The sequence below is a fragment of the Micromonospora sp. NPDC051925 genome (assembly GCF_044548625.1).
Lineage (GTDB): Bacteria > Actinomycetota > Actinomycetes > Mycobacteriales > Micromonosporaceae > Micromonospora.
This window is the reverse complement of record NZ_JBIUCH010000013.1, coordinates 155,715-171,803: the sequence shown is the minus strand read 5'-3', so window position 1 is coordinate 171,803 and position 16,089 is coordinate 155,715. Positions and strand designations below refer to the sequence as shown.

The following is a 16,089-nucleotide window of genomic DNA, read 5'->3' as shown; positions in this document are numbered from 1 at the left end:
TCAGCGGGATCCCACCAGCTCCGCTGTCGGGTCGGCCGACGGTGTGGTGGCACGGCTCCGCCCGCGCAGGAAACGCGGGGCCCACCAGTTGGCCTCGCCGAGCAGGGTCATCAGGGACGGCAGCACCACCGCCCGGATGATCGTGGCGTCCAGCAGGATCGCCGCGGCCAGCCCGACCCCGAGTTGCTTCAGGTCGATCGTGCTGAGCGTGGCGAAGATCGCGAACACCCCGACCATCACGATCGCCGCGCTGGTCACCACTCCCGCCGAGGAGGTGATGCCGTACGCCACCGCGTCGGCGTTGGACCGGCCGCCCCGGACTCCCTCCCGGATTCGGCTGACCACGAAGACGTGGTAGTCCATGGAGAGCCCGAAGAGCACCACGAAGAGGAACAGCGGCAGCCAGGAGACGATCGCCCCCATCGAGGTGAAGCCGAGCAGCCCCTCCGCCCAGCTGCCCTGGAAGACCAGCACCAGCAGGCCGTAGGCGGCGCCGGCGGAGAGCAGGTTGAGCAGGATCGCGGTGAACGCCACCACGACCGAGCGGAACGTCCAGATCATCACCAGGAAGGTCAACGCCAGCACGAAGGCCATCACCAGGGGCAGCTTCTCGCTGATGTGCCGGGCGTAGTCCTCGCTGGCGGCCACACCGCCGCCGACGGCGTACTCGACACCGGGGATGCCGCCCAGCGCGGCCGGCAGCAGGTCGTCGCGGAGTTCGTGCAGCGAACGCACCGCCCGGTCGTCCCGGCTGGCGTACGGGGTCGGCAGCTCCAGCACCGACACCCGGCGGTCCGCCGACACCTCGATCTTCGGGCCGTCCGCCTCGACCGGGGCGAACAGCGGGTCGGCCCCGGCAGTGCGGGCCAGCCCGGTCAGCGCGGCACGGACCTGGTCGGCCTGCCCGGCCGGGGCCCGGACGGCCACCGTGTGGCTGGTGCCGGTGTTCGGGAAGGCGGCGGTCAACCGGTCGTACGTCTGCATCGCCGGGATGGTCCGGGGCATGTCCTCGATGCCCACCTGCTTCAGCTTCATGCCGAGCGCCGGAGCGGCCAGGGCGAGCAGCAGCGCCACCGAGACGATCAGGGTGGCCCGGGGCGCCCGCAGCGCGGGCCGCAGCACCGCCGGCCAGAACCGGGGCCGCGCCGGCTGCCCGGCGCGGGGCGCGGTGAGCCGCCAGAGCAGCGGCACCCTGGGCCGGTCCACCCACCGGCCCAGCTTGGCCAGCAGCGCCGGCAGCACGGTCAGCGAGCCGGTCACCGCGACGGCGACCACCAGGATCGAGCCGATGGCGAGGGAGGAGAAGACCACGTCGTCGGCGAGCAGCAGACCTGCCATCGAGACGATCACCGCGACGCCGGAGACGACCACGGCGTGCCCGGACGTCTCGGCGGCGATCTCCACCGCGTCCAGGCCGGACCGGCCCTTCGCCCGTTCCTCCCGTTCCCGGCGGACGTAGAACAGCGAGTAGTCCACCCCGACCGCCATCCCGATCAGCAGGATCACGCTGGCCGTGGTGTCCGTGGCGGGCACCAGGTGGGAGGCGAGGGTGGACAGCCCCATCGCGGCGGCCACCGACGACAGCGCCAGCAGCACCGGCACCCCGGCGGCGATCAGCGCGCCGAACGCGACGATCAGGATGGCCAGGGTGACCGGCAGGCTGAGCAGCTCGGCCTGCCTGAAGTCCCGGCTCAGGGTGTCATTCAGCGCCTGGTCGATCGACGCCCCGCCGACCTGCTCGATCCGCAGCCGCGGGTGGGCGTCCTGGACCTGGGCGGTGGCGTCGCGCAACGGCTGCACCCGGTCCGCGGCGGTCTGCCGGTCCCCGCTCATGGTGACCGGCACCAGCAGCGCGGCACCGTCGCGGGCCGGCACCGGCGTACCGACCGAGGCCACGCCGGTGACCTGCCGCAGCCGGTCGGCTGCGTCGGTCGCCGCCGCCTTCGCGGCGACCTGGTCGAGGGCACCGGTACGCGGGGTGATGAGGATGTTCTCCACCGCCGGGTCGGTGAAGTTCCCCTCGGTGACGATCACGTCGGCGTGACCGGACTCCCCGATCGCCTGGTCCGCCTCGGTGGCCTCGTTCAGTCCGGCGGCGTTGCCCCCGACGAAGCACACCGCCACGAAGACCACCCAGAGCGCGATCGCGCGCCACGGATGCTCGGCGCTCCACCGCGCCAACCGCACCGTCACCGGTCTGCCACCCATCTCCGCCAGGCCCCCTCCCGCCGGCACCCTGCCGACGGTGCTGACGCTAGGGACTACGGCGGCCGGGCACATCGGGGAACAGCCCCGGCCCGCCCCGGACGGCCGAGAGCGGGTCGGTGCGGGCCGCCCGGTACGGCCGATCGGATGGATCGGGCGAATTCCGGCGGCGCTGCGGGGTGGCGTCGGCGCAGCACACCACCCCGACCCCGAACCGGCCCGGGGTCACCCTCTCAGGGCACCCCGGGGACGGGGCTGACAGCGGGGGCAGCTGTACGACGACCGGTTCATGAACGCCTCCCGGCGGATCGGCGTGCCGCAGCGCCGGCAGGGCTCACCTTCCCTGCCGTAGACGTTCAGCGACCGGTCGAAGTAGCCGCTCTCCCCGTTGACGTCGACGTAGAGGTCGTCGAAGCTGGTGCCGCCCTGCTTGATCGCCTCACCGAGGACGTCCCGCACGTGCCCGAGCAGCCGGCCGGCGGCGGGGGCGGTCAACACGTCGGTCGGGCGGGCGCCGTGCAGGCCGGCCCGCCACAACGCCTCGTCGGCGTAGATGTTGCCCACTCCGGAGAGCAGCGTCTGGTCCAGCAGGGCCCGCTTCACCTCCGTACGCCGTCGGCGCAGCGCGGCGACGAACCCGGCGTCGGAGAACTCCTGGTCCATCGGGTCGCGGGCGATGTGCGCGATCTCGCCGGGCAGCTCCGCGCCGCCCTCGCTGACCGCGAGGCCGCCGAAGGTGCGCTGGTCGACGAAGCGCAGCTGCGGGCCGTCGTCGGCGAACCGGAACCGGACCCGCAGGTGCAGCTCGTCGGCCGCCTCGGCCGGCTGGAGCAGCAGCTGCCCCGACATGCCCAGGTGGCCGACGAGTGCGTCACCGCTGTCCAGCGGCAGCCAGAGGTACTTGCCCCGACGCCGCACGTCGGTCACCGTCCGGCCGGCCAGCACGTCGGCGAAGTGCGCCGGGCCGGGAAGGTGTCGCCGGACGGCCCGGGGATGGCGCACCTCCACCGTCGCGATCCGCCGGCCGGTGACCCACTGGGCCAGCCCCTGCCGGACCGTCTCGACCTCGGGCAGCTCAGGCACGACCCAGCCCCGCCTCGACGGTCTCGTCCACCGTCGGCTCCACCGCACCGGCAGGCCCGTCCGGCCCCCCGCTTCCGTTCGGCCCGGCGACCCCGTCGGACCCGTTCAGCCGGGCCTCGTCGGACCCGTCCGACCCGTTCGGCCCGGGGGCCAGGTCGGACCCAGGGGCCGGGTCGGACCCAGGAGCCAGGTCAGACCCGGGGGCCGGGTCAGACCCGGGGGTCTCGGCCGGGGCGACGGTGTCGGGCTGCGCGGCCTCGGCCCGGTCCCGCTCGGCCTGCTCGGTGAGTTCCCGCCAGGCCGCCTCGGCGGCCCGCTGCTCGGCTTCCTTCTTGCTACGGCCCTCGGACCCGCCGTAGCGGTTGCCGGCCACCACCACCCACGCGGTGAAGGTCTTCAGGTGGTCCGGGCCGGTTCCCTCGATCCGGTACTCGGGGACGCCCAGGCCCAGCGCGGCGGTCAACTCCTGGAGGCTGGTCTTCCAGTCCAACGCAGCGCCCCGGCCCGCCGACTCGGCCATCAGCGGATCGAACAGCCGGTGGATGACGATGGCCGCGGTGTCCAGGCCGTACTGGAGGTAGATCGCGCCGAGCAGCGCCTCCAGGGTGTCGGCGAGGATGCTCGCCTTGTCCCGCCCGCCGGTGCTCTCCTCCCCCTTGCCGAGCAGCAGATAGGCGCCGAGCCCGTCCGGGCCGAGCCCCCGGGCCACGTCGGCCAGGGCACGCATGTTGACCACGCTGGCCCGTAGCTTCGCCAACTGCCCCTCGGGCAGGTCCGGGTGGTTGCGGAAGAGCGCCGTGGTGATCACCACGCCGAGCACCGAGTCACCGAGGAACTCCAGCCGCTCGTTGGTGGGCAGCCCGCCGTTCTCGTACGCGTACGACCGGTGGGTCAGCGCCCGCTCCAACAGCTCGGCGTCGAGCGTCACCCCGAACGCCGCCTCCAGGTGGCCGATCGGTGCGCGCCGCCGTTTGTCGATCGTCATGCTCCTACCTCTGCTTCGTTCACGACTGCCGGGTACGCGGGCCCACGGCTCGCGTACCCGGCAACCTGTTCGTTCACGACTGCGGGGCTGGCGGGGTCACGGCTCGCGCTCATGGCCACCTCTTCGTCTCGCTTCGATCTGTGCCGGGGTGACCGGCGGACCGGGCCGGCGCGTCCCCGCACTCCGGATCGGGACCGTCGCCGGCAGGAAGGAGGGCGACCTGCTCCCGGACCTGGTCGGCGGCCCGGCGACGCCACAGGTGGGCGGCCAGGGCGATACCGGAGGCGACGTCTTCCGGGGTCGCCGCGCCGTGGCAGACCACCACGGTGCCGGCCACCCCGAGCAGGGCCGCCGCCCGTGGGGCGCCACCGCTGGCAGGCGGACCCCCGGCCATCGCGTACGCCCCCTCGATGGCCTTGAGCAGCACGTTACCGGTGAAGCCATCGGTGACCACCACGTCGGCGCGGAGCCCGAGCGTCACGTCGTACCCCTCGACCAGGCCGACGTAGCTGGCGTCGCAGGGCAGCGGCGTGGCGGCGAGCAGCGGATCGGCGATCCGGCGCGGGCGGTCCCCCTTGCCGGCCTCGGTGCCCACCGAGAGCAGGCCGACCCGGGGCGCGACGACCGCGTGCGCGACGGCGGCGTAGGCCGCGCCGAGCACGGCGTGCCGGGCCAGGGTGGCCGGACGGGGTTCCAGCGAGCCGCCGACGTCGAGCAGGATCACCGGGCCGGAGACCGCCGGGAGGGTCGCCACCAGCGCGGGCCGGCGGACGTCGGCCCAGCGGCCGAAGCCGAGGGCGGCGGCGGAGACGGTGGCGCCGGTGGACCCGGCCGAGACGAGCGCGTCGGCGGCACCGTCGCGCACGGCGGAGACGGCCGCACGGACGGTGCTGTCGGCGCGGGGGGCATGGTCGGCCGACCCGGCGGCGGTACGGGTCACCCGGACCGTGATCCGGGTCCGCTGTGCCGGGGTCAGGGCGTCGACCACCCCGGCCGCGACCTCGGTCGGGCCGACGAGCAGCAGGTGCAGGTTCGGGTCGGCGCGCACCGCCCGCAGAGCGCCGTCAACCACGACGGCGGGAGCATCGTCCCCGCCGAGGAGGTCAACGGCGATCCGCGCGGTGCCCGGCTCCATCGGTACGCCGGCCGGAGCAGGCCGGCCGACGTCGGACGGAGCCGGGGCACCGGGCGATCGCCTGGGTGCGCGCGCCACCCGACCCGTGGTCGGGGGCGTCACTCGGCGTCCAGGTCAGACCTCGAGAACCTGGCGGCCGTTGTACGTGCCGCAGACGGAGCACGCTGCGTGCGGCAGCTTGGGGGACTTGCACTGCGGGCAGGCCACGGTCGCGACCACGGTCGCCTTCCAGTTCGCCCGGCGGGACCGGGTGTTGCTGCGCGACATCTTGCGCTTGGGGACGGCCACGGTTCCTACTCCTCTGTACGGTTCAGTTGCGACAGGCTCGCCCAACGCGGGTCGGTCTGCTGGTGGCTGTGATCGGCCGGCAGATCGTCCCAGTGCACCCCACACTCGGGGCACAACCCTGGGCAGTCCTCCCGGCAGAGCGGGTTGGTCGGCAGCGTGAGCACCACCGCGTCCCGCAGCGCCGGCTCCAGGTCGATCAGATCGTCCTGCATCCGGCCCACCTCGTCCTCGTCGGTCGTGATGTCCGTGGTGCTGTTCTCGTACGCGTACAGCTCCTGGATGTTCACGGCCACCGAGTAGTCGATCACGCGCAGGCAACGACCGCACTCGCCCTGAACGGGACCGGTGATGGTCCCGGAGACGAGCACGCCCTCGGACACCGACTCCAACCTCAGGTCGAGGTCGAGGTCCGCGCCCTCCGGCACGCCGATCAACTCCACGCCGAGGTCCGCCGGTGCCGGCACGACCCGCCGATGCGTACGCAACGCACCAGGGCGACGCGGCAGGTCCCTCGTGTCGAGGACCAGCGGCGCCCTGGGGTTGAGTGATGATGGCGAGTGTTTGGGCATAGTCAGACTCCGGCCGGTGAGAGGCCGACAAAAAAGGTTACCTGGGCGACCGCCGGGTCGTCGAACCGGGGGCGACGCCCGACCCGTCCGTCGGTGGGATGAGGTGCCGCTCAGAAGGGTAGCGGGCGTTCCGCCTCGTCCCCACCGAAGGTGCCGATCTCCCGTAGCGCGTGCATCTTGTCCCGCCCCCGCTCTATCGACGCCAGCGCCCGGGTGAGGAACTGCTCGAAGTTCGCCAGCGCGGTGTCGACGTAGTCGTCGACCTCATCCCGCAGCCGCTGCGCCTCGGCACGGGCCTCGGCGATGATCCGGGCCCCCTCGTGCTCGGCGGAGACCGTGATCTCGTTCACCGACACCAGCCGGGCGTGTTCCGCCTCACCCTCGCTGATGATCCGGTCGGCCTCCCGCTTGCCGGCGTCCATGATCTTGTCGCGCTCCTCCAGGAGGGCGGCGGCGCGGCGCAGGTCGGCGGGGAGGTCGGCGCGCATCTCGTCGAGGGCGGCGATCATCTCGCCCCGGTCGACCATGCAGTTGTTGCGCGACATCGGGACGGAGCGCGCCTGCTCCACCATGGCGATCAGTTCGTCGATGCGATCGAGCGGGTCCACCGGTACCTCACTCCTGTCGTTCGTCGGCCGACCTACATGATGCGGCCTGCGCCCGGCTTCGGCGCTGCACACATGATGTCGTGCCCCGGCCACCCCCACCGCCACCACCCCGACCCGACGCGCCGCCCGAGCCCTCGGGGCCGGAACGGACGATCAGGGTCCGGGGGCGGTGAGGCGGGCCTGGAGGGCCTGGCGGACGGTGTCGGGAACGTGGGAGGAGATGTCGCCGCCCCACTTGGCCACGTCCTTCACCAGGCTGGAGGAGAGGAACGAGTAGAGCGGATTGGTCGGCATGAAGAGCGTCTCCACGCCGGCCAGACCGATGTTCATCTGGGCCATCTGCAACTCGTAGTCGAAGTCGCTGACCGCCCGCAGGCCCTTGATCAGCACACTCGCCTCCTGCGCCCGGCAGAAGTCGACAAGCAGCCCACGGAAGGACGCGACCCGCACGTTGCCGTACGAGGAGGTCACCTCACGGAGCATGTCGATCCGCTCCTCGACGGTGAACAGGCCACTCTTCGACTGGTTCACCAGCACGCCGACGATCACCTCGTCGAAGAGCCGACTGGCTCGTCCGACGATGTCGAGGTGTCCGTTGGTGACCGGGTCGAACGAGCCGGGACACACCGCACGTCTCATGATCGGCGACCGTACCAAAGAGTGGTCTCGCCGTAACGCCGGCTGCGCTCGGCGGTGAGGCCCCGCACCCAGTCGACCGGTCCGCTGCGGGTGGACCGCTCGACCACCACCAGCGCGTCGGGGGCGAGCCAGGCGTGGTCGACCAGCGCGGCCAGCAGCGCGGTGAGTTCGGCCGCCGGCACCGCGTAGGGAGGGTCGGCGAAGACCACGTCGTACGGCTCGCCGCCGGGGCCGGCCGCGAGCACGCCGGCGACCTTCCCGGTGACCAGCCGCGCGGCCGGGGCGGCCCGGAGCGCGGCGACGTTCTCCCGGATCACCCGGGCGGCCCGGGGATCGGACTCGACCAGCAGCACGTGCTCGGCGCCCCGGGACAGCGCCTCCAACCCGACCGCGCCGGAGCCCGCGTACAGGTCGGCGAAGCGCACGCCGACCAGGTCCACCTCGGCGGAGACGGCGCTGAACAACGCCTCGCGCACCCGGTCGGAGGTGGGCCGGGTGCCGGCGCCGGCGGGTGCGGCGATCCGCCGACCGCCGAGCGTGCCGGCCACGATCCGGGTCACGGTCTCCCCCTGTCCATGCCTGTGACGCTACGCGACGGGTGGAGCGGGTGGGCGACGCGGTGCGTCCCGTCCGGGTGTTCAGGTGATCACCTGCCGTACATCAAAGATCTCAAATGCATAACAACGTACTTGGTGCAACCTGTGCGCTGTGCCCGCCGGGGCAAGCCCACTAGGGTCGGCCCGGTGCCGGTGCCGCTCCGCCGGCCAGGGCGCCGGAAGGCGCCGTCGCGGCGCTCCGCACGCGCGCCGCGACCCGGCAACGCCACCCCCGCCGCGCCCTGACGCACCTTTACCCCGGGAGTACGCGTGATCCGTCCCCAGCTGTCGCTCCGGCGACCGCTCGCCGTGACCGCCGCCGCCGTGGCCGGCCTGGCCACGGTCTTCGCCTGCACCGCTCCGGCGAGCGCCACCAATGCCTCGCCGTCCCCGACGCCCTCGGCGAGTGCGACCGCCACGCCGAGCCCCACGCCGAGCGCGACGGCCACCGCCCCGTCGGACGAGCCGCCCGCGTCGACCTGCGTCGCCGCCGCCGACGCGCGGTACACGCACACCTTCGACGGTCCGGCGGGCAAGGCCTCGATCACCCTGACCAACGGCCCGCTCTGCCGTGGCGAGGAGCAGGAACTGGCCCTGGTGTCGTACGTGACGCCGTCGGCGAAGTTCGCCGTGCCGCAGTACGTGCTCGACAAGTCGATCAAGAAGTTCACCGGGGTGGCCCCGGGCGAGCTGGGCGTGGCCACCCTCGACTTCGTCGTCGAGGTGCCGAGCTGCTACACCCAGGTCGACTTCGTCTTCGGCAGCAAGCTGATCGACCCGCTGACCGACACCAGCGACCGGTACGGCGACCGTAAGGTCGGCAGCCCCACCGGCATCGGTGCCCGCTCCACCGGCCCACAGGCCTGGTACAACGGCGGCTCGGGCACCTGCTCGGCGGCGCCCGAGGTGATCGCCGAGTCCGACTGCGACGGCAACATCGAGCTGACCCTGGTCAACCGCAGCGGCAACGCCGCCGCGACCTTCACCATCACCGGCACCGGCGGCTTCACCGAGAAGGTGACCGTCCCGATGCGCAAGATCGAGACCCGGAAGCTCAGCGCCGGGCAGGCCCAGGAGATCACCGTGGCCGCCCCCGGCATGAAGGACTTCACCGGTGGCTGGCAGAAGCCCGAGGACTGCCAGCAGCCCCAGGTGGGCACCCCCGACGCCAGCTACGAGTCCAGCTGCGAAAAGATGACCTTCCGGATCAGCAACCCGGAGGACGGGACCCCGCTGACCTCCGTCTTCACCCCCAGCAAGGGCGAGCCGAAGAAGCTCACCGTCGAGCCCGGCCGGACCGGCACGGTCACCTTCCCCGCCAGCAAGGGCCTCACCGTCACCGTCACCGGTGACCTCGACTCCGGCGGCCCGCTCAAGTGGGAGCAGCCGAAGGACTGCCCGTCCGCCGGCGGCGGTGGCGGCGGTGGCCAGGACGGCGGCCTCCCGGTGACCGGCGCGGCAGCCGGTGCCATCGCGGCCGGCGCGGCCGCCCTGCTGGCGGCCGGCGCGGTGCTCTTCGTCATCGCCCGACGCCGACGGATCCGCTTCACCGTCTGACCCGTACGTCCCGAGGCGCACGCCGACCGGTGGTCGGCGTGCGCCTCCGTCGTTCCGGCCCACCCGGCGGGCTCACCGCCCGGCACCTGAGGACGGCCCGCGGGCCCGTCGACCGACCGGGCCGCGCGGGGATCAGCCCTTTTCCAGGTACTCCGCACGCTCCTCGTCGACCAGGGCGGCGACCGAGGCGGCCAGCGCGGGGTGCCGCGCCAGCTCCGGGTCCTCCTCGACCAGGGTGAGCGCCTCGGCGCGGGCGTCCCGGATCAGGTCGGCGTCGCGCAGCAGGGACAGCAGCCGCAGGTGCGAACGGCGGCCGGACTGGGTCGCCCCCAGCACGTCACCCTCCCGACGCTGCTCCAGATCCAGCTCGGCCAGCTTGAACCCGTCGGTGGTGGAGGCGACCGCGTCCAGCCGCTCGCGCGCCGACGAGCCCTCGGCCGCCTCGCTCACCAGCAGGCAGAGCCCGGCGGCCGAGCCCCGGCCGACCCGGCCACGGAGCTGGTGCAGCTGCGAGACACCGAACCGGTCGGCGTCCAGCACGATCATCACGGTGGCGTTGGGCACGTTCACGCCGACCTCCACCACCGTGGTGGCGACCAGCACGTCCAGCTTGCCGTCGGCGAAGGACCGCATCACCGCGTCCTTCTCGTCGGCGGGCAGTTTGCCGTGCAGGACGGCGATCCGCAGCCCGTGCAGCGGCCCCTCGGCGAGCAGCGGGGCCACCTCGGTCACCGCCAGCGGTGGGCGTCGCCCGTTGTCGTCCTCCCGGGGCGGCTCCTCCTCGCCTGCCGGCCCCTCCCCGATCCGCGGGCAGACCACGTACGCCTGGTGGCCGGCGGTGACCTCCTCACGCAGCCGACGCCAGGCCCGGTCCAGGAAGGCCGGCTTCTCCGCCGCCGGCACCACGTGCGAGGCGATCGGCGAGCGGCCCTGCGGCAACTGGGACAGGGTGGACGTCTCCAGGTCGCCGTAGACGGTCATCGCCACCGTGCGCGGGATCGGGGTGGCGGTCATCACCAGCACGTGCGGCGGCTGGTCGGCCTTGGACCGCAGCGCGTCGCGCTGCTCCACCCCGAAACGGTGCTGCTCGTCGACCACCACCAGGCCAAGGTCGGCGAAGTCGACCCCCTCGTAGAGCAGGGCGTGGGTGCCGAGCACGATGCCGGCCCGTCCCTGCGCGACCTCGGCCAGGGCCCGCCGTCGGGCCGCCGCGCCCAGCGAGCCGGTGACCAGCTCCACCCGGGTCGCGTCGTTGGCCGCGCCCAGCTCACCGGCCTGGGCGAGCGGGCCGAGCAGGTCGAGCATGCCCCGGTGGTGCTGGGCGGCGAGCACCTCGGTCGGGGCGAGCAGCGCTGCCTGGCCGCCCGCGTCGACGACCTGGAGCATCGCCCGCAGCGCGACCACCGTCTTGCCGGAACCGACCTCACCCTGCAACAACCGGTGCATCGGATGCGGAGTGGCCAGGTCGGCGGCGATCTCGACGCCGACGTCGCGCTGCCCGGGGGTCAGCTCGTAGGGCAGCCGGGCGTCGAACGCGTCGAGCAGGCCGCCCGCCTTCGCCGGGCGCGGCTTGGCCGGCCAGGACGCCGCCCGCAGCTTGCGCTGCACCAGGGTCAGCTGCACGGCGAACGCCTCGTCCCACTTGAGCCGGCGACGGGCCCGGTACAGCTCCTCCTTGCTGGACGGCCGGTGGATCTCGCGCAGCGCGGTGTCGATGCCGACCAGCTTCCGGCCGACCCGCAGCTGCGCCGGCAGCGGATCGTCCGGCGGGGTGACGGTGTCCAGCACCACCCGTACGCAGCGGGCGATCACCCAGGTCGGCACGGCCGCGGCAGCCGGGTAGACCGGGATCAGCGCACCGGCGAACTCCTCGACCTCCTCGGACGCCGCCACCTCACCCTCGCCGCCCTCGCCGAGCAGGACGTACTCGGGGCCGTTGAGTTGCCGCTTGCCCCGGAACTCGGTGACCTTGCCGGCGAAGAGCCCCCACCGGCCGGGGCGCAGCTCCCGCTCCCGCCACGCCTGGTTGCCGAAGAAGGTCAACGTCAACGTCCCGCCGGAACCGTCGCCGACGGTCACCTCCAGCAGGTTGCCCCGGCGCTGCCGCATCGGCCGTACGGCGGTGCGCTGCACCTGGGCCAGCACGGTGACCTGCTCACCGACGTCCAACGAGCGGATGTCGGTGTGCTCGCCGCGCTCGTCGTAGCGGCGCGGGAAGTGGTACATCAGGTCACCGGCGGTGTGCAGGCCGAGGTGACCGGCGAGCGCCTTCGCGGTCTTCTCCCCGACCAGCTTCTTCAACGCGGTGTCCACCGTGGCCGGCTCGGACGTCGTCATTCGACCCCCACCAGGAGCGGATAGTGCGGTTGTCCACCCGGGTACGCCTGCACCTCGACGAAGGGCCAGCGCCGACCCACGTGCGCCCGGACCGCCTCGGCGAGGCCGGCCGGGGCGTCCGCGCCGGTGAGCAGGGTGACCAGCTCGCCGCCGCCGCCGAGCATCTGGTCGACCACGGCGGCACAGGTGTCGACCAGGTCGCTGCCGATCAGGTGCACCTCCCCCTCGACCAGGGCCAGCACGTCACCCGGACGGCACGGGCCGGCGACGGTCAGCGCCTCCCGGCTGGCGTGACACACCTCGGCGTACCGGCAGGCGCCGGCGGCCTCGGCCATCGCGATGACGTCGTCGGAGAACCGGCGCTGCGGATCCCGGACGGCGAGCGCCGCCAGCGCCTGCACCGGCGAGCGGGTCGGCACCACGCTCACCTTCACCCCGAGCCGGTGCGCCTCCTGGGCGGCGGCGTGCGCCACGGCCTGGGTGTTCGGGTCGTTGGGGAGCAGCACCACCCGGGCGGCGGCGGTGGCCCGGATCGCGTCCAGCAGCTCACCGGTGGACGGGTTGCCCGGCACCACGGTCGCCCCCTCGCCGCCCAGCAGCTCGGCGATGCCCACGCCGGCCGCGACCACCACGGCCGCCCGGCTGTCGGCGGGCCCGGGGGCCGACGCGGCCTGCTCGGCGAACCGGGTCACCGAGATCCGGTACGGCCGACCGGCGGTCACCCCGGCCTCGACGGCCGCCCCGACGTCGTTGACGTGGACGTGGACGTTCCAGGTGGTGGACGTGGCGGGTGAGCCGCCGTCGCCGACCACCACCAGCGAGTCGCCCAGCGCGGCCAGTTCGGCGCGCATCCGGGTCACCGCCTCGTGCGGGGCGTCGAGCAGGAACTGCACCTCGTAGGCGTACTCGGTGGAGCCGGTCTCCCGGACGGCGGTCAGCGGCGGACGCACCGTGCGGGTCACCGGCGTCGGCCGGGGCGGGGTCTCCCCCGTGATCACCTCGACCAGCGCGTCGAGCAGCAGGCAGAGCCCCCGGCCGCCGGCGTCGACCACGCCGGCGTGGGCCAGCGCGGGCAGTTGCTCGGGGGTACGGGCCAGCGCGCGGGCGGCCTCCCCCGCGGCGGCCCGCGCCACCGTACGCAGGTCGTCGCTGTCGGCCTGCTCGGCGGCGGTCGCGGCGGCGGCGATCACGCTGAGCACCGTGCCCTCCACCGGCCGGGCCACCGCGGCGTAGGCGGTGGTGGTGGCGTCGCGCAGCGCGCCGGCAAGCGCCCGGCCGGCGACGGTGGGCACGTCACCGAGCGTGTCGGCGAGGCCGCGCAGGATCTGCGAGAGGATCACCCCGGAGTTGCCCCGGGCGCCGAGCAGCGCACCCCGGGCCATCAGCCGCAACGCGTGCCCGTGCGCGGTGACGCCGTCCTCCGGCAGGGTGCCGAGGTCCATCGCCAGCGCCTGCTGGGCCGAGGTGAGGGTGAGCACGAGATTGGTGCCGGTGTCCCCGTCGGGGACGGGGTAGACGTTGAGGTCGTCGATCTCGCCCTGGTGCCGCCGCAGCGCGGTGAGGCCGCTCGCGCACCAGCGGCGTACCGCGGCGGCGTCGAGGGTCTCCAGCACGGCCAGAAGCCTACTGGCGGCGGCCGACACCCGCCGGGGTCGGCCGGCGTGTCCCCGCACCGGTCGACCCGACGCCCCGGACCGGTGCGCGGCCCGGTCGGCACGGGCGACCCGGACGGTGACCGGCCCGGTCGGCAGGGGCGGGTGGGCGGTGACCGGCCGCACACCGCAGCACACCGCAGCGGGCCGGTTGGTCCGGCCCCGGGTCCATCGGGTAACCTGGCCAGGTTGTCCGGGCAGCGCCTGCCGGCGACCTCATGAACGTATCAATCTCAGGAGTATCCCGTGGCTAGCGTGTGCGACGTCTGTGGCAAGGGGCCGGGCTTCGGCCACAACGTGTCCCACTCGCACCGGCGGACCAACCGCCGCTGGAACCCGAACATCCAGTCGGTGCGTACCCCGGCCGGTGGCGGCAACACCAAGAAGCTCCAGGTCTGCACCTCGTGCATCAAGGCTGGCAAGGTCACCCGCGCCTGACCCGGTAACACCCTCCACTGCTCCAGCTTCACCGGTACCGGCGGGCCGTCACGGCCCGCCGGTACTGTCGTGTCCCCGTACCCGGTGGCTGACCGACGTCGTGCCCGCCCCGGGACGGTCGCGGGACACCGGGCTTCGCCGAGGGGTCGGTAAGCGGGCGCGACTGTCAGAGCACCCGGCCGAACGACAGGCAGCCGGGGGCGTCGGCGTAGTAGCCGAAGTTGGGAATCCGCTCGTACCCCGCCGAGGTGTACAGGGCGACCGCCTCGGGTTGCCGGTCGCCGCACTCCAGGATGATCCGCTTGCGCCCGTGCCGGCGGGCCGAGTCCTCGACGGCGGCGAGCACCGCGCGGGCCACCCCGCGCCCCCGGACGGCCGGGACGGTGTACATCCGCTTCAGTTCGGCGCTGTCGTCGCCGTGGCTGCGCCACCCCGCGCAGCCGACCGGCTCGCCGTCGAGGCGGGCGACGAGGAAGTCGCCGTGCGGCGGCACGAACTCGATCGGGTCGACGGGGGTCTCGTCGCCTCCGCCGCCGTACCGGCTGCCCAGGTCGGCCAGGGTCGCCCGGATCAGCGTCTGCGCCACCGGCGAGTCGAAGCCCAGCGGGCGGATCTCGATCTCACTCACGGGTGAAGGGTACGACCACCCCTTACCGGAAGTGGTCCCAGCCGGGCGGTCCGTCGTACGCGTCACCGTCGACGGTCACCCCGGCCCCCTCGACCACCCGGCCCACCGCCCGCCACGACTCCGGCAGGGCGACCGCCGGGGGGAAGGTGGCGACCAGGGCGTGGTCGTCGCCACCGGCCAGAATCCAGGTGTACGGGTCGACGCCGAGCGCCCGGGCGGCGTCGCGCATCTGCGGGGGCACCTCGAAGGCGTCCCGGCGCAGGTCGACACCGACACCGCTGGCCTTCGCCAGGTGACCCAGATCGGCCAGCAACCCGTCCGAGACGTCGATCATGGCGGTGGCGCCGGCCAGGGCGGCGTCCGGCCCGGCCGGGTAGGGCACCTCCGGCCGCCGGTACGCCTCGACCAGCACCCGTGGTGTCCGGAAGCCCCGGGAGAGCACGGTCAGCCCGGCGGCGGCCCAGCCGGTCCGGCCGGCGAGCGCCACCACGTCGCCCGACCGGGCACCGGAACGGACCACCGGCGGTCGGCCGCCCAGGTCGCCGAGGGCGGTCACCGCGATGGTCAGGGTCGGGCTGGCGGACATGTCCCCGCCGACCACTCCCGCGTCGACCAGCGCCGCCTCGGCGGCCAGCCCGTCGGCCAGCTCCTCCGCCCAGGCGGTGTCCAGATCGGCGGGGAGGCAGAGGGCCACCAGCAGGGCGGTGGGGGTGGCGCCCATCGCGGCGATGTCGGCGAGGTTGGCCGCCGCCGCCCGGTGCCCGACGTCCCGCGCGCTCGACCAGTCCCGCCGGAAGTGCCGCCCCTCGACCAGCACGTCGGTGGAGGCGACCACCCGCCGGTCGGGGGCGGCCACCACGGCGGCGTCGTCACCCGGCCCGAGCAGGCAGGCCGATCCGTGGGTCAGCCGGGCGGTCACCCGGTCGATGAGGCCGAACTCGCCGACGTCCGCGACACCCATGTTTTCCTTCCGACGCGCTCGCTCGCTGCTTACCCTCGGCCACCGATAGGGATCACGCCTGCTCCGTAGGGTATTTTCACCCTTCGGGCCGCCCCTGGGCGGCGACGGACGGAGGTCGAGTCGTGGTACAGGCGTACATCCTCATCCAGACCGAGGTGGGCCGGGCGCGGGACGTGGCCGGTCTGATCGCGGACCTTACCGGCGTGGTACGCGTCGACGCCGTCACCGGGCCGTACGACGTGGTCGTCCTCACCGAGGCGAACACGGTCGACGAACTCGGCAAACTCATCGTCAGCAACGTGCAGATGGTGCCCGGCATCACCCGCACCCTCACGTGTTCGGTGGTGCGCCTGTAAGTGGACGACAAGACTCCCTCCCCAGCAACCCCGGCCGCCTCCGTGCCCGCCA

The 16,089-nt window shown here is 73.7% G+C and carries 15 protein-coding genes and 1 pseudogene; 3 read left to right on the top strand and 13 right to left on the bottom strand.

What is annotated here, in order from left to right; translation table 11 throughout:
- The 9 genes and pseudogenes from ACIG87_RS19480 to rsmD all read right to left on the bottom strand — a co-directional run bounded on the left by ACIG87_RS19480 (window position 1) and on the right by rsmD (window position 8,072).
- The gene (locus ACIG87_RS19480; RefSeq protein WP_396852045.1) at window positions 1-2,208 is read right to left on the bottom strand and encodes an MMPL family transporter; all 2,208 of its coding nucleotides are present in this window, start codon (window positions 2,206-2,208) and stop codon (window positions 1-3) included.
- A gap of 222 nt (window positions 2,209-2,430) precedes the next feature.
- Window positions 2,431-3,288, bottom strand: coding sequence for a bifunctional DNA-formamidopyrimidine glycosylase/DNA-(apurinic or apyrimidinic site) lyase (gene mutM / locus ACIG87_RS19475; RefSeq protein WP_396852043.1), 858 nt, complete (start codon window positions 3,286-3,288; stop codon window positions 2,431-2,433).
- 253 nt (window positions 3,289-3,541) lie between these two features.
- Window positions 3,542-4,273, bottom strand: a pseudogene (gene rnc, locus ACIG87_RS19470) (ribonuclease III); the annotation flags it as partial.
- Window positions 4,274-4,382: 109 nt separating this feature from the next.
- Complete coding sequence (locus tag ACIG87_RS19465) at window positions 4,383-5,408, bottom strand: phosphate acyltransferase PlsX (protein WP_396852042.1); 1,026 nt, start codon at window positions 5,406-5,408, stop codon at window positions 4,383-4,385.
- Window positions 5,409-5,522: 114 nt separating this feature from the next.
- Window positions 5,523-5,696, bottom strand: a complete 174-nt coding sequence (rpmF, locus tag ACIG87_RS19460) for a 50S ribosomal protein L32 (RefSeq protein WP_030335284.1) — start codon at window positions 5,694-5,696, stop codon at window positions 5,523-5,525.
- A 5-nt stretch (window positions 5,697-5,701) separates the two neighbouring features.
- Window positions 5,702-6,265 (bottom strand): YceD family protein, encoded by a 564-nt coding sequence (locus ACIG87_RS19455; protein WP_396852041.1) that lies wholly within the window; start codon window positions 6,263-6,265, stop codon window positions 5,702-5,704.
- Between the two features lie 110 nt (window positions 6,266-6,375).
- Entirely contained in the window at window positions 6,376-6,873 is a 498-nt protein-coding gene (locus ACIG87_RS19450; protein WP_328339164.1) for a hypothetical protein, read from the bottom strand.
- A 153-nt stretch (window positions 6,874-7,026) separates the two neighbouring features.
- The gene (gene coaD / locus ACIG87_RS19445) at window positions 7,027-7,512 is read right to left on the bottom strand and encodes a pantetheine-phosphate adenylyltransferase (protein WP_396852040.1); all 486 of its coding nucleotides are present in this window, start codon (window positions 7,510-7,512) and stop codon (window positions 7,027-7,029) included.
- Window positions 7,509-8,072: a 16S rRNA (guanine(966)-N(2))-methyltransferase RsmD gene (gene rsmD / locus ACIG87_RS19440; protein ID WP_396852039.1), complete on the bottom strand. Its 564-nt coding sequence runs from the start codon at window positions 8,070-8,072 to the stop codon at window positions 7,509-7,511. Before rsmD ends, coaD begins: the two co-directional genes overlap by 4 nt.
- Before the next feature lie 306 nt (window positions 8,073-8,378).
- Here rsmD and ACIG87_RS19435 point away from each other — a divergent pair, with 306 nt between their 5' ends.
- Window positions 8,379-9,665 carry a hypothetical protein gene (locus ACIG87_RS19435; RefSeq protein WP_396852037.1) on the top strand — a complete coding sequence of 429 codons (1,287 nt, stop codon included), beginning with the start codon at window positions 8,379-8,381 and terminating at the stop codon, window positions 9,663-9,665.
- A gap of 132 nt (window positions 9,666-9,797) precedes the next feature.
- Here the strand turns inward: ACIG87_RS19435 and recG are convergent, their stop codons facing one another.
- Both recG and ACIG87_RS19425 read right to left on the bottom strand, forming a co-directional pair.
- Window positions 9,798-12,002 carry an ATP-dependent DNA helicase RecG gene (gene recG / locus ACIG87_RS19430; protein WP_396852036.1) on the bottom strand — a complete coding sequence of 735 codons (2,205 nt, stop codon included), beginning with the start codon at window positions 12,000-12,002 and terminating at the stop codon, window positions 9,798-9,800.
- The gene (locus ACIG87_RS19425) at window positions 11,999-13,615 is read right to left on the bottom strand and encodes a DAK2 domain-containing protein (protein ID WP_396852035.1); all 1,617 of its coding nucleotides are present in this window, start codon (window positions 13,613-13,615) and stop codon (window positions 11,999-12,001) included. The genes recG and ACIG87_RS19425 overlap by 4 nt, the downstream gene beginning before the upstream one ends.
- Before the next feature lie 285 nt (window positions 13,616-13,900).
- On the opposite strand from ACIG87_RS19425, the gene rpmB reads away from it, so the two are divergent.
- Window positions 13,901-14,092: a 50S ribosomal protein L28 gene (gene rpmB / locus ACIG87_RS19420; RefSeq protein ID WP_007456456.1), complete on the top strand. Its 192-nt coding sequence runs from the start codon at window positions 13,901-13,903 to the stop codon at window positions 14,090-14,092.
- Between the two features lie 166 nt (window positions 14,093-14,258).
- Here rpmB and ACIG87_RS19415 read toward each other — a convergent pair whose 3' ends face one another.
- Together ACIG87_RS19415 and ACIG87_RS19410 are read right to left on the bottom strand one after the other, a co-directional pair.
- A complete protein-coding gene (locus ACIG87_RS19415) occupies window positions 14,259-14,720 on the bottom strand; it encodes a GNAT family N-acetyltransferase (protein WP_396852034.1) in 462 nt (153 codons plus the stop codon).
- 22 nt (window positions 14,721-14,742) lie between these two features.
- On the bottom strand, window positions 14,743-15,681 hold the full coding sequence (locus tag ACIG87_RS19410) for a thiamine-phosphate kinase (RefSeq protein WP_396852033.1): 939 nt from the start codon (window positions 15,679-15,681) through the stop codon (window positions 14,743-14,745).
- Between the two features lie 122 nt (window positions 15,682-15,803).
- Between ACIG87_RS19410 and ACIG87_RS19405 the strand changes: the two genes are divergently transcribed.
- Entirely contained in the window at window positions 15,804-16,037 is a 234-nt protein-coding gene (locus tag ACIG87_RS19405) for an Lrp/AsnC ligand binding domain-containing protein (protein ID WP_067305404.1), read from the top strand.
- Window positions 16,038-16,089 lie beyond the last annotated feature (52 nt).

Coding starts and splice junctions, on each gene's coding strand:
- ACIG87_RS19455 (WP_396852041.1), bottom strand. CDS start 6,265: ATGCCCAAACACTCGCCATCATCACTCAACCCCAGGGCGCCGCTGGTC.
- ACIG87_RS19410 (WP_396852033.1), bottom strand. CDS start 15,681: ATGGGTGTCGCGGACGTCGGCGAGTTCGGCCTCATCGACCGGGTGACC.
- ACIG87_RS19465 (WP_396852042.1), bottom strand. CDS start 5,408: ATGGAGCCGGGCACCGCGCGGATCGCCGTTGACCTCCTCGGCGGGGAC.
- ACIG87_RS19480 (WP_396852045.1), bottom strand. CDS start 2,208: ATGGGTGGCAGACCGGTGACGGTGCGGTTGGCGCGGTGGAGCGCCGAG.
- coaD (WP_396852040.1), bottom strand. CDS start 7,512: ATGAGACGTGCGGTGTGTCCCGGCTCGTTCGACCCGGTCACCAACGGA.
- recG (WP_396852036.1), bottom strand. CDS start 12,002: ATGACGACGTCCGAGCCGGCCACGGTGGACACCGCGTTGAAGAAGCTG.